The organism is Aggregicoccus sp. 17bor-14 (assembly GCF_009659535.1).
Lineage (GTDB): Bacteria > Myxococcota > Myxococcia > Myxococcales > Myxococcaceae > Aggregicoccus.
Window position 1 is genome coordinate 474,596 of record NZ_VJZZ01000001.1, and the last position, 12,658, is coordinate 487,253.

The 12,658-nt window shown below is 65.9% G+C and carries 8 protein-coding genes and 1 tRNA gene; all 9 read right to left on the reverse strand.

Translation table 11 applies throughout. From position 1 onward, the window contains the following. Window positions 1–21 precede the first annotated feature (21 nt). The 9 genes from rpoC to FGE12_RS02160 all read right to left on the reverse strand — a co-directional run bounded on the left by rpoC (window position 22) and on the right by FGE12_RS02160 (window position 12,654). Window positions 22–4,242, reverse strand: coding sequence for a DNA-directed RNA polymerase subunit beta' (gene rpoC, locus FGE12_RS02120; protein ID WP_194797478.1), 4,221 nt, complete (start codon window positions 4,240–4,242; stop codon window positions 22–24). A gap of 126 nt (window positions 4,243–4,368) precedes the next feature. Beyond that, the gene (gene rpoB, locus FGE12_RS02125; RefSeq protein WP_153864504.1) at window positions 4,369–8,589 is read right to left on the reverse strand and encodes a DNA-directed RNA polymerase subunit beta; all 4,221 of its coding nucleotides are present in this window, start codon (window positions 8,587–8,589) and stop codon (window positions 4,369–4,371) included. A gap of 193 nt (window positions 8,590–8,782) precedes the next feature. Further along, window positions 8,783–9,160, reverse strand: a complete 378-nt coding sequence (gene rplL / locus FGE12_RS02130) for a 50S ribosomal protein L7/L12 (protein ID WP_153864505.1) — start codon at window positions 9,158–9,160, stop codon at window positions 8,783–8,785. Window positions 9,161–9,252: 92 nt separating this feature from the next. Then, entirely contained in the window at window positions 9,253–9,765 is a 513-nt protein-coding gene (rplJ, locus tag FGE12_RS02135) for a 50S ribosomal protein L10 (RefSeq protein WP_194797479.1), read from the reverse strand. Window positions 9,766–10,194: 429 nt separating this feature from the next. Then, window positions 10,195–10,908 (reverse strand): 50S ribosomal protein L1, encoded by a 714-nt coding sequence (rplA, locus tag FGE12_RS02140; RefSeq protein WP_153864506.1) that lies wholly within the window; start codon window positions 10,906–10,908, stop codon window positions 10,195–10,197. A gap of 38 nt (window positions 10,909–10,946) precedes the next feature. Further along, window positions 10,947–11,393 (reverse strand): 50S ribosomal protein L11, encoded by a 447-nt coding sequence (gene rplK, locus FGE12_RS02145; RefSeq protein WP_153864507.1) that lies wholly within the window; start codon window positions 11,391–11,393, stop codon window positions 10,947–10,949. A gap of 104 nt (window positions 11,394–11,497) precedes the next feature. Continuing rightward, the gene (gene nusG, locus FGE12_RS02150) at window positions 11,498–12,040 is read right to left on the reverse strand and encodes a transcription termination/antitermination protein NusG (protein WP_153864508.1); all 543 of its coding nucleotides are present in this window, start codon (window positions 12,038–12,040) and stop codon (window positions 11,498–11,500) included. Then, window positions 12,040–12,483, reverse strand: a complete 444-nt coding sequence (gene secE, locus FGE12_RS02155) for a preprotein translocase subunit SecE (protein WP_153864509.1) — start codon at window positions 12,481–12,483, stop codon at window positions 12,040–12,042. The genes nusG and secE overlap by 1 nt, the downstream gene beginning before the upstream one ends. A 95-nt stretch (window positions 12,484–12,578) precedes the next feature. Continuing rightward, window positions 12,579–12,654, reverse strand: a tRNA-Trp gene (locus tag FGE12_RS02160). Between the last annotated feature and the right edge of the window lie 4 nt (window positions 12,655–12,658).

Genomic DNA, 12,658 nt, shown 5'->3' on the forward strand with positions numbered 1-12,658 from the left:
CTGCGAGTTGAGGCCTGCGCCTTAGGCGGCGCCGGTCTCCCCGCGGCTGCCCTCGCCGCGCGCCGGAGCGCCGAGCGGACCGCTCTCGTCGCCGTGGGTCGCCGCGAGCGCGGCCTCCATCTCGTTGATCTCGTCCGCCGGGCTCTCCACCGCGATGTCGAGGTGCTTGTAGTTCGGCAGACCGGTACCGGCGGGGATGAGCCGGCCCATGATGACGTTCTCCTTGAGGCCGCGCAGGTAGTCCACCTTGCCGTTGATCGCGGCCTCGGTGAGCACCTTGGTGGTCTCCTGGAAGGAGGACGCCGAGATGAACGACTCGGTGGAGAGCGAGGCCTTGGTGATGCCGAGCAGCAGCGGCTCACCGACGGCCGGGCGCGCGCCCGCCGCCATGACCTTCTCGTTCTCCTCCTCGAACACCCACTTCTCCACCTGCTCGTCGACGAGGAAGTTGGTGTCGCCCACGTCGGTGACGCGCACGCGGCGCAGCATCTGCCGCACGATCGTCTCGATGTGCTTGTCGTTGATCTTCACGCCCTGCAGTCGGTACACCTCCTGCACCTCGTCCACCAGGTAGCGCGCGAGCTCCTTCTCGCCCAGCACCTTGAGGATGTCGTGCGGGTTGGCCGAGCCGTCCATCAGCGCCTCGCCGGCCTTCACGCGGTCGCCCGAGTGCACGCTGATGTTCTTGCCCTTGGAGATCAGGTACTCCTTGGCCAGGTCGGTGCGCTGCTCGCCGCTCACCTCGGGGGTGATGATCAGCTTGCGCTTGCCCTTGGTGTCCTTGCCGAAGCTGACCACGCCGTCGATCTCGGCGATGGCCGCCGAGTCCTTGGGCTTGCGCGCCTCGAAGAGCTCGGCCACGCGGGGCAGACCGCCCGTGATGTCCTTGGTCTTCGTGGTCTCGCGCGGCTGCTTGGCAATGACCTCGCCGGGGTTGATCTCGTCGCCGTCGTTGACGGTGATGATTGCGCCCTGGGGCAGGAAGTAGCTCGCCGGGTTGCGGCTGGACGGCAGCTCCTTCACCTCGCCGTTCGCGTCACGGATGGTGATGCGAGGACGGGCCTCGGGGTCCTTGGACTCGATGACGGTCTTGCGGCTGAGGCCGGTGACCTCGTCGAGCGTCTCGGACATCGTCACGCCTTCGATGATGTCCTCGAAGCGCACGACGCCGCCCACCTCGGTGAGCAGCGGGATCGCGAAGGGATCCCACTCGGCGATGAGCGTGGTGGCCTCGAGCTTCTGGCCCTCCTTCACCAGGATGCGCGCGCCGTAGATGACGCCGTAGCGCTCGCGCTCGCGGCCGCTGTCGTCCACGATCACGATCTCGCCGTTGCGGTTCATCGCGACGAGGCTGCCGTCCGCCTTCTGCACCGTGTTGAGGCCGGAGAACTTCACCGTGCCGCCGAAGCGGTTCTCGAGGCTGGACTGCTCGGCGCGACGGGTCGCCGCACCACCGATGTGGAAGGTGCGCATCGTGAGCTGGGTACCCGGCTCGCCGATGGACTGCGCCGCGATGACGCCGACCGCCTCACCGATGGACACCTTGCGCCCGCGAGCGAGGTCGCGGCCGTAGCACTCCACGCAGATGCCGCGGCGCGCCTGGCAGGTGAGCACCGAGCGGATCTTCACCTTGTCCATGCCGCTGTTCTCGATGCGGCTGACCTTGGCCTCGTCGATCTCCTCGTTCGCACGGACGAGGACCTCGCTGGTGACCGGGTCGTGGATGTCGTCCAGGGCCACGCGGCCGAGGATGCGCTCACCCAGCGCCTCGATGATCTCGCCGCCCTCGACCAGGGCGCCGATGAACAGACCATCCATGGTGCCGCAGTCGTACTCGGTGATGATCGCGTCCTGGGCCACGTCCACCAGACGGCGGGTGAGGTAACCCGAGTTCGCGGTCTTCAGCGCCGTGTCCGCGAGACCCTTGCGGGCGCCGTGGGTGGAGATGAAGTACTGGAGCACCGAGAGGCCCTCGCGGAAGTTCGCGGTGATGGGCGTCTCGATGATCTCACCGGACGGCTTGGCCATGAGGCCGCGCATACCCGCGAGCTGGCGGATCTGCTGGGCGGAGCCGCGGGCGCCGGAGTCGGCCATGATGTAGATGGGGTTGAACGAGGGCTGCTTGCGCGTCTCGCGCTTGCCTTCCTTGTTGTCGCCCGAGACCTCCTCCTGGGAGATCTGCTGCATCATCTCGGCGGCCACCTTCTCGGTGATCTCCGCCCAGATATCGATGACCTTGTTGTAGCGCTCGCCGTCGGTGATGAGGCCCTCGTTGTACTGGCTCTCGATCTCCGACACCTCGCGCCGCGCGCCGTCCAGGAGCTCCTGCTTCTTCGCAGGAATGATCATGTCCTTGAGCGCGATGGAGATGCCCGCGCGCGTCGCGTTGGTGTAGCCGAGCGAGCGGATGCGGTCGGCCAGCAGCACCGTCTCCTTCTCGCCGGTGAGGCGGTAGCAGAGGTCGATGAGCGCGCCGAGGCTCTTCTTGTCCAGCACCTTGTTGATGGCGTCGAAGCCCACCTTGCGCGGCACGATGTCCCAGAGCAGGACGCGGCCCACGGTGGTGTCCTTGCGCACGCCGTCGATGCGGCAGGTGACCTTCGCCTGCAGCGCGACCTCGCCGTGATCGTAGGCGGCGCGCACCTCGTCCGGGGACGAGAAGACGCGGCCCTCGCCGTGCGCGAACTCGCGCGGGCGGGTCATGTAGTAGATGCCGAGCACCATGTCCTGCGTGGGGACGATGATGGGCTTGCCGTTCGCGGGGCTCAGGATGTTGTTCGTGCTCATCATGAGCACGCGCGCCTCCATCTGCGCCTCGATGGACAAGGGCACGTGCACGGCCATCTGGTCACCGTCGAAGTCCGCGTTGAACGCGGCGCACACGAGCGGGTGCAGCTGGATGGCCTTGCCCTCGATGAGCACCGGCTCGAACGCCTGCATGCCGAGGCGGTGCAGGGTCGGGGCGCGGTTGAGCAGCACCGGGTGCTCGCGGATCACGTCCTCGAGGATGTCCCAGACCTCGGGACGCTCCTTCTCCACCATCTTCTTCGCGCTCTTGATGGTGGTGACGTAGCCCTTCTCTTCGAGCTTGTTGTAGATGAACGGCTTGAAGAGCTCGAGCGCCATGATCTTCGGCAGGCCGCACTGGTGCAGCTTGAGCTCCGGGCCCACCACGATCACCGAGCGACCGGAGTAGTCCACGCGCTTGCCGAGCAGGTTCTGGCGGAAGCGGCCCTGCTTGCCCTTGAGCATGTCGCTCAGGGACTTGAGGGGGCGCTTGTTCGGACCGGTGATGGTCTTGCCGCGGCGGCCGTTGTCGAACAGCGCGTCCACCGCCTCCTGCAGCATCCGCTTCTCGTTGCGGATGATGATGTCCGGCGCGTTGAGCTCCTGCAGCCGCTTGAGGCGGTTGTTGCGGTTGATCACGCGGCGGTACAGGTCGTTGAGGTCCGAGGTCGCGAAGCGGCCGCCGTCCAGGGGCACGAGCGGGCGCAGGTCGGGCGGGATGACCGGGATCACGTCCAGCATCATCCAGTCCGGCTTGTTGCCGGAGATGCGGAAGGCCTCGGCCACCTTCAGGCGCTTCGCGTACTTCTTGCGCTTCGCCTCGCTCGTGGTCTCGCGCATGTCCTTGCGCAGGTCCTCGGCGAGCCGGGTCACGTCGATGTTCTTGAGCATCTCACGGACGGCCTCGCCGCCCATGCCCGCGGTGAAGCTGTCCTCGCCGTGCTCGGCGTAGAGCTTGTGCAGCTTCTCCTCCGAGACGAGCTCGCCCTTGAGCAGCGGCGTCGCCTTCGGATCGATGATCATGTAGCTCTCGCAGTACAGGACCTTCTCGAGCTCCTTGAGCGTGATGTCGAGCAGGTTTCCCAGACGGCTGGGGAGCGACTTGAGGAACCAGATGTGCGCGACCGGGGTCGCGAGCGTGATGTGGCCCAGGCGCTCACGGCGCACCTTGGACTGGATCACCTCCACGCCGCACTTCTCGCACACCACGCCGCGGTGCTTCATGCGCTTGTACTTGCCGCAGTTGCACTCGTAGTCCTTCACCGGCCCGAAGATGCGGGCGCAGAAGAGCCCGTCCCGCTCCGGCTTGAAGGTGCGGTAGTTGATGGTCTCGGGCTTCTTGACCTCGCCGTGGCTCCACTGCCGGATCTTGTCCGGGCTCGCCAGCGCGATGCGGATGGCGTTGAAGGAAAGCGGGTCCTTGGGCTTCTCGAAGAAGTTGAAAATGTCCTTCACGGTGCCTCCGAAAAACTGTTTGAGCGCCGAAGCGCCAATTCGTTGCGTGGCCTCGAGGGGCCGCCAGGGGGCCCGCTCCCTGCCGTAGCAAGGGAGCGGGCGCCGGGCGGCTGATGCGAGGCGGGGCTAGGCGTCCGTACCGGTCTTCGCGCCGTCTCCACCCACGTCCAGGCCCGAGCCGAAGGCGCGCTGGCGCTCCGGCGGGGCGTTCTCGAGCAGCTCCACGTCGAGCGCGAGGCTCTGGAGCTCCTTGAGGAGCACGTTGAAGGACTCCGGCAGGCCGCTCTCGAGGACGTTGTCGCCCTTGACGATGGCCTCGTACATGCGCGTGCGGCCCACCACGTCGTCGCTCTTGACGGTGAGGAACTCCTGCAGCGTGTACGCCGCGCCGTAGGCCTCCATCGCCCAGACCTCCATCTCGCCGAGGCGCTGACCGCCGAACTGCGCCTTGCCGCCCAGCGGCTGCTGGGTGACGAGGCTGTAGGGCCCGATGGAGCGCGCGTGGATCTTCTCGTCCACGAGGTGGTGCAGCTTGAGCATGTACATCACGCCCACGGTGACGTTCTGGTCGAACGGCTCGCCGGTGCGCCCGTCGAAGAGCACCATCTGGCCGCTGCGCGGCAGGGTGGCCTGGTCGAAGAGCCCGTGGATCTCGGTCTCGCGCGCGCCGTCGAACACCGGCGTGGCCACGTGGATGCCGCGCTTGAGCTTCTGGCACACCGCGCGGACCTCCTCGTCGTTGAGGCCGTCCACGAAGTCGCCGAAGGCGCGGTCGTCGTAGGCCGCCTTGAGCGCCTTCTTGAGCTGCTCGGTCGAGTAGTTCTGCTCCATGTAGTGCTGGAGCCGCTCGCCGACGCCCTTGGCCGCCCAGCCCAGGTGCACCTCGAGGATCTGCCCGATGTTCATGCGCGAGGGCACGCCCAGCGGGTTGAGCACGATGTCCACCGGACGCCCGTCCTCCAGGTACGGCATGTCCTCCTCGGGGAGGATGCGGGACACGACGCCCTTGTTGCCGTGGCGGCCGGCCATCTTGTCGCCCACCGCCAGCTTGCGCTTGATGGCGACGTACACCTTCACCATCTTGATGACGCCCGGCGGGAGCTCGTCGCCCTTCTTGATGCGCGCGATCTTCTCGCCGAAGGCGAGCTTCACGGCCTCGGTGTTCTCCTCGAGGTTGCGCAGGATGTCGCGGATCTTGGAGTCCAGCGGGTCGCCGACCGAGATCTCGCTCCAGTACTTGTAGGGGACGGTGGAGAGCAGCTCGTCGTTGAGGCTGTCGCCCTTCTTGAGCAGGATCTTGCCCTTGTCGTCCACCAGCTTGCCCTGGACCTCCTTGCCCGAGAGCATCTTGCGGATGCGCGCGAACGCCGAGTCGCGGATGACCTTGATCTCGTCGTTCTGGTCCTTGAGGAGCTTCGCCTCCTCCATGGACTCGATCTGCTTCGCGCGCTCGTCCTTCTCCACGCCCTTGCGGCTGAAGACCTTGGCGCTGATCACGGTGCCCTGAACGCCCGGGGGCACGCGCAGGGAGCTGTCGCGCACGTCGCCGGCCTTCTCACCGAAGATGGCGCGCAGCAGCTTCTCCTCGGGGGAGAGCTGGGTCTCGCCCTTGGGGGTGATCTTGCCCACCAGCACGTCGCCGGGCTTCACCTCGGCGCCGATGCGGATGATGCCGCTCTCGTCCAGGTCCTTGAGGGCCTCCTCACCCACGTTCGGGATGTCGCGGGTGATCTCCTCCTTGCCGAGCTTGGTGTCGCGCGCGATGCACTCGAACTCCTCGATGTGGATCGACGTGAACACGTCGTCCTTGAGGATGCGCTCGTTGATGAGGATGGAGTCCTCGAAGTTGTAGCCCTGCCACGGCATGAACGCGACGACGATGTTCTGGCCGAGCGCGAGCTCGCCGGTCTCGGTCGCGGGACCGTCGGCGATCACGTCACCCTTCTTCACCCGGTCGCCCTTGCGCACGATGGGCTTCTGGTTGAGGCAGGTGTTCTGGTTGGAGCGCTGGTACTTGAGGAGGTTGTAGATGTCGACCTCGCTCGTGCTGTCGCTGAACGCAGCCGGCACGTCCGCCTTCACCACGATGCGGCCCGCGTCCACCGCCTCGACGATGCCGTCGCGGCGGGCCACGCAGGTGACGCCCGAGTCGCGGGCGACGATCGCCTCGATGCCCGTGCCCACCAGCGGCGCGAAGGTGCGCAGCAGCGGCACGGCCTGGCGCTGCATGTTCGAGCCCATGAGGGCGCGGTTCGCGTCGTCGTTCTCGAGGAAGGGAATGAGCGAGGCGGCCACCGAGACCAGCTGGTTCGGGGACACGTCCATCAGGTCCACGTCCTCGGCGCGCGCCTGCACGAACTCACCGCCGCGGCGGCTGGAGACGAGCTCGTTGACGAACTTGCCCTTCTTGTCCATCTCGGCGTTCGCCTGCGCGATGGTGTGCTTCTCCTCCTCGAGCGCCGAGTAGAAGGCCACGTCCGCGCTGACCACGCCCGCGTCCACCTTGCGATACGGGGTCTCTACGAAGCCGAACTCGTTCACGCGCGCGTAGGTCGAGAGGCTCGCGATGAGGCCGATGTTCGGACCTTCCGGCGTCTCGATGGGGCAGATGCGGCCGTAGTGCGTCGGGTGCACGTCGCGCACCTCGAAGCCGGCGCGCTCGCGCGTGAGACCGCCGGGCCCGAGCGCCGAGAGGCGACGCTTGTGCGTGACCTCGGAGAGCGGGTTGGTCTGGTCCATGAACTGGCTGAGCTGGCTGCTGCCGAAGAACTCCTTGATCACCGCCGTCACCGGCTTGGCGTTGATCAGGTCGTGCGGCATGAGCGTCTCGATCTCCTGGAGGCTCATGCGCTCCTTGATCGCGCGCTCCATGCGGACGAGGCCGATGCGGTACTGGTTCTCGAGCAGCTCGCCCACCGCGCGCACGCGGCGGTTGCCGAGGTGGTCGATGTCGTCGATGGTCCCGCGGCCGTTCTTCAGGTCGATCAGGTAGCGGATGACCTCGAGGATGTCGCGCTTGGTGAGGATCTGGCCGTCGAGCGGCTCCTCGAGCCCGAACTTGAAGTTCAGCTTCAGGCGGCCGACCTTGGACAGGTCGTAGCGCTCCGGGTTGAAGAACAGGTTCGTGAAGAGGTTGATCGCCGTCTCGGGCGTGGGCGGATCACCCGGGCGCAGGCGGCGGTAGATCTCCATGATCGCCTGCTCGGGGTTGTCGATCTTGTCCAGCATCAACGTCTCACGCAGGTACGGACCCACGTTGAGGTTGTCGATGAAGAGGACCTTGAACTCCTTGATGCCGCGCTTGAGGAGCTCGTCCACCTTCTCCTGGCTGACCTCCTCGTTGCACTCGAGGATCACCTCGCCGGTGGTCTCGTCCACGACGTCGTAGGCGGACACCTTGGTCCACAGCTCGTCCGCGTCGATGGGCAGCGTCTTCATCTTCGCCGCCTCGAGCTTCTTGATGGCGGCGCGCGTGAACTTGCGGTTCTTCTTGACGATCACCTCACCCGACTTGGTCTTGATGTCGCGGGTGGCGCGCTGACCGGGCAGGAGCTCCAGCTCCACGCTCTTCTCGAAGTCCTCGGCGCTGTTGAGGTAGATGGTCTCGGTCGCGTAGTAGTAGTTGAGGATCTCCTCGGTCGAGCCGCGGAACTCGAGCGGGTTCTTCTTCGCGGTGTCCTGCACGGCGCCCAGGGCGCGGATCAGCACCGTGGCCGGCAGCTTGCGGCGGCGGTCGATGCGGACGTAGAGCAGGTCCTTGTGGTCGAACTCGAAGTCGATCCACGAGCCGCGGTACGGGATGATGCGGGCGTTGTAGAGCAGCTTGCCCGAGCTGTGGCTCTTGCCCTTGTCGTGGTCGAAGAAGGCGCCGGGGGAGCGGTGCAGCTGGCTCACCACCACGCGCTCGGTGCCGTTGATGATGAAGGTGCCGTTCTGGGTCATCAGCGGGATTTCCCCGAAGTAGACCTCCTGCTCCTTCACGTCGCGGATGCTCTGCGCACCGGTCTCCTCGTCCTTGTCCCAGACCACGAGACGGACGACGACCTTGATCGGCGCCGAGTAGGTCATGCCACGCTGGTGGCACTCGTCGACGTCGTACTTCGGCTTCTCCAGGTGGTAGGAGACGAACTCCAGCGAGCTGGTCTCGTTGAAGTCCCGGATGGGGAAGACGCTCTTGAAGACACCCTGCAGGCCGAGGTCCTCGCGCTTCTCAGGCGCGATGTCCGCCTGGAGGAACTTCTCGTAGCTCTGCTTCTGGATGTTGATGAGGTTGGGAATATCGATGATCTTCCCAATCTTCGCGAAGGTCTTCCGCACGCGGAAATTGTTCTGGATCTGCGTCGGCATTCGGTCTCCGGGGACGAGGCTGCCCAGGGCGGGGCAAGGCGGGGCAAGCGTCTATAACGCGCAGCGGCGGCGGGAAATTTGTAACCGGTGGAAAGGGCAAAGCCGGCGCCCCCGTTGCGGGGAGCGCCGGCCTGCCTTTCCGGTCAGGGAGGGGCCGGGATTTCCCGAACCGGCCCCCACCTGCCGCGGGGTGCTACTTGATCTCGACGGTGGCGCCAGCCGCGGTGAGCTGGTCCTTCATCTTCTTGGCGTCGTCCTTGTTGACGCCCTCCTTCACCGTCTTGGGCGCGCCCTCGACCAGGTCCTTGGCCTCCTTCAGGCCCAGGCCGGTGATCGCGCGGATCTCCTTGATGACGTTGATCTTGTTGGCGCCGGCGTTCGCGAGCACCACGTTGAACTCCGTCTTCTCCTCGGCAGGAGCGGCGGCAGCGCCACCGCCCGCGGGGCCCGCGGCAACGGCCACGGCGGCGGCGGAAACGCCCCACTTCTGCTCGAGCTGCTTCACGAGCTCAGCGGCCTCCATGACGGAGAGCTGCGAGAGCTGGTCGATGATTGCGTTCAGGTCGGCCATGTGACTGTGTCCTTCTTTGTCCTACTAGCGGGGACACTGCCCTCTGGGCAGGAAAGTCCCCTGGGTGGGTGATATAAAACTTCTGGGAACGATTACTTCTTGTCCGCGTACGCCTGGATGACGCGCGCCAGCTGCGAACCGGGGGCTGCAATGGTCCGCACCAGCTTGCCAGCCGGCTGGGTCAGCATGCCCAGGATCTGGGCACGCAGCTCGGGCAGGCCCGGCATCTTCGCCAGCGCCTTGACGCCCTCGGCGTTGACCTTGCGGCCCTCGACGACGGCGCTCCGAACCTTGATCGTCTCCATGTCCTTGATGAACTCGGAGAGGATCTTCGCCGGGGCCACGACGTCGTCGTAGCTCAGCACCATCGCCACGGGACCCGTGAAGTCGCCGGAGATGACCTCCACCGGCGTGCCCTTCGCGGCCCGCTTGGCCAGCGAGTTCTTGAGGACCTTGTACTCCACCTTGCCCTCGCGCAGCTTCTTGCGGAGCTTGGTGACGGTCTCCACGTTCAGCTTGGAGAACTCGGCGACGATACCCGTGCGGGTCTTCGCGAACTTCTCGTTGAGCTCCTTGATGAGCTCTTCCTTCTCGCTCTTCAGCACCTTGACTCACCTCCTCCTGACCCACCTGACGGTGGGCTTGATGCCTGGGCCAAAGCGGCAGAGCGAGAGAGGAACCCCGAAGTGGGGCACCACACCGCACCTCCAGTCTCGGCAGGGCTGGCACGACTTCGCCGTTTGAACCGAGGGCGGCTTGCGTGATCCCGACCGGTTGCCCGGTTGCCAACGGGAGGCACGTGCACCACCTTCGGTCCCTGCTGTCTGGGACCAGGGACGACAAGGCGCCAGGTCGGAATCGACATGGCGCCCCAATTGCAGAAGCCGGCGGCCTATACCGCCCGGCTTCCGAAAGATCCAGCACTTTCTCGCAAAAAAAGTCAGCCAGGCGACGGGTGGGAGGGTTGCCGGACTGGCCCCCCTCCCCCGTGCCTGGCTGCTGCGGACGCCCGGGAGGCGCCCCGCGCGCGCCCCTTAGCGGTGGCGGGCGAGGACTTCCTGGGTGTCGATCTTGATGCCGGGGCCCATGGTGGTGCTGATGGCGAGGCCCTTGAGGTACACGCCCTTCGCGGTGGCCGGCTTGAGCTTCATCACCGTGTCCACGAGCGCGTTGAAGTTGGCCTCGAGCTTCTCCTGGGTGAAGGAGCTCTTGCCCATCTTCGCGTGCACGATGCCGGCCTTCTCGGCGCGGAAGTCGACCTTACCGCCCTTGGCGTCGCCGATGGCCTTGCGCACGTCCACGGTCACGGTGCCGACCTTGGGGTTGGGCATGAGGCCGCGGGGACCGAGCACCTTACCGAGGCGGCCGACCACGCCCATCATGTCCGGGGTGGCGATGACGGTGTCGAAGTCGAGGAAGCCGCCCTCGATGCGCTTGGCGAGCTCGTCGCCGCCGACCACGTCGGCGCCGGCGGCCTCGGCCTCGGTGGCCTTCTCGCCGCGGGCGAACACGGCCACGCGCACGGTGGCGCCGGTGCCGTGGGGGAGGACGACCGCGCCGCGAACCATCTGGTCCGCGTGCTTGGGGTCCACGCCCAGGTTGATGGCCACGTTCACCGTCTGGTCGAACTTGGTCTTGCGGGCGTCGACGGACGCCTTGAGGGTCTTGAAGCCCTCGGTGATGGTGTAGCGCTTGTTGCGGTCGACCAGGGCGGAGGCCGCGGCGAACTTCTTTCCAGGCTTAGGCATGATTCAGAATCCTTTCGAAGGTAGGTGACGGCCGACCCTTAGGCGACGACGTCGATCCCCATGGAGCGGGCGGTGCCGGCGATGGTGTTCATCGCGGCCTCGAGCGAAGCGGCCGTGGTGTCGCCCATCTTCGTCTTGGCGATCTCCTCGAGCTGCTTGCGGGTGATCTGCCCGACCTTCTCCTTGCCCGGCTTCTTCGCGCCAGAGCCCTTCTTCTTCTCGGTGTGCAGACCGGCGGCCTTCTTGATGAGGACGGCCGCGGGCGGCGTCTTCAGGATGAAGGTGAAGGAGCGGTCCTGATACACGGTGATGATCACCGGGATGATCAGGCTCTCCTTCGCCTGCTGCTGCGTGGCCGCGTTGAACTGCTTGCAGAACTCCATGATGTTCACGCCCTGCTGACCGAGCGCGGGGCCGATCGGGGGGGCGGGGTTGGCCTTGCCGGCCGGGATCTGCAGCTTGACCTGTCCTGTGACCTTCTTCATCGGATGGCGACTGCCTTTCGATTCGGTGGTTCGAGCGGAGCCGCTGACGACGGCCCTCCCACCGGGTTGCTCCCGCGCTCAGCGCGCGGGGAGATTCGGAATGCTTAACCGGTGGTCTTCTCCACCTGCATGAAGTCCAGCTCCACAGGGGTGGAGCGGCCGAAGATGCTCACGAGCACCTTCACGCGGCCCTTCTCGGCGTTGACCTCTTCCACGGTGCCGTTGAAGTTCGCGAAGGGGCCGTCGATCACGCGCACGGTGTCCCCGTCCTCGAACTGCACCTTGGGCTTGGCCTTCACGGCGCCCTCGGAGATCTGGCTGGTGAGGCGGCTCACCTCCTTGTCGGAGATGGGCGTGGGCTGCTCGTTCTGCGCGGCGCCCGGGAAGCCGGTGATCTTGGGGGTGTTCTTCACCAGGTGCCAGGTGCGGTCGTTCAGGTCCATCTGGACGAAGATGTAGCCCGGGAAGAACTTGCGCTTGGAGGTCTTCTTCTCCCCCTTCACCATCTCCACGACCTGCTCCATGGGGATGAGGATCTCACCGAACTGATCCTGCAGCCCCTCGAGGCGGATCTTCTCCTCCAGGCTCTTCTTCGCCTGGTTCTCGAAGTTCGAGTAGGTGTGGACGACGTACCATTTCATCGCCATTACAGCTTCCCCCACACCGCCGGCAGCCAGTCCACCATGAGCTTGTAGGCCACGGTGTCGATGAAGAAGAGCAGCACCGCGGCGACGAGGGAGGCCACGACCACCGCGAAGGTGGAGGCGCGGGTCTCGCTCCAGGTGGGCCAGCTCACGCGCATCAGCTCGCTGGCCACGTCCACCGAGAGGTCGTGCACGCGCTTGTTCGCGAACGCGGCCACCACGAGCGCGATCGCCACGGCGAAGCCCACGAAGGTGGAGATGTTCCAGCCGAGCCCCTCGATGAGCTCGCGGTCGTTCCAGCCCGCCTTGGCCCACAGCAGACCGAAGACGTGCTCGAGGAACAGCGCCAGCACGATGCCGGCAATCAGGTAGAAAATGACCACCAGGCGCTTGGGATCCATCGCCGAGCGGTTGGCCTGCTGGCTGGCTTCACTTGCCGTCGCCATCGTTCCTCACGGGTGCTGCGAGACCGGAAATGCGAAAAGGCAGGAACCCTCGGGGCACTTTCGTCCCCGAGGGTCCCCGCTCACTCGGAAAAAACTGGCAGGCCAGGAGGGATTCGAACCCACAACACGCGGATTTGGAGACCGCTGCTCTACCGTTGGAGCTACTGGCCTAAAG

Coding starts and splice junctions, on each gene's coding strand:
- rpoB (WP_153864504.1), bottom strand. CDS start 8,589: ATGCCGACGCAGATCCAGAACAATTTCCGCGTGCGGAAGACCTTCGCG.
- rplL (WP_153864505.1), bottom strand. CDS start 9,160: ATGGCCGACCTGAACGCAATCATCGACCAGCTCTCGCAGCTCTCCGTC.
- rplA (WP_153864506.1), bottom strand. CDS start 10,908: ATGCCTAAGCCTGGAAAGAAGTTCGCCGCGGCCTCCGCCCTGGTCGAC.
- rplK (WP_153864507.1), bottom strand. CDS start 11,393: ATGAAGAAGGTCACAGGACAGGTCAAGCTGCAGATCCCGGCCGGCAAG.
- nusG (WP_153864508.1), bottom strand. CDS start 12,040: ATGGCGATGAAATGGTACGTCGTCCACACCTACTCGAACTTCGAGAAC.
- secE (WP_153864509.1), bottom strand. CDS start 12,483: ATGGCGACGGCAAGTGAAGCCAGCCAGCAGGCCAACCGCTCGGCGATG.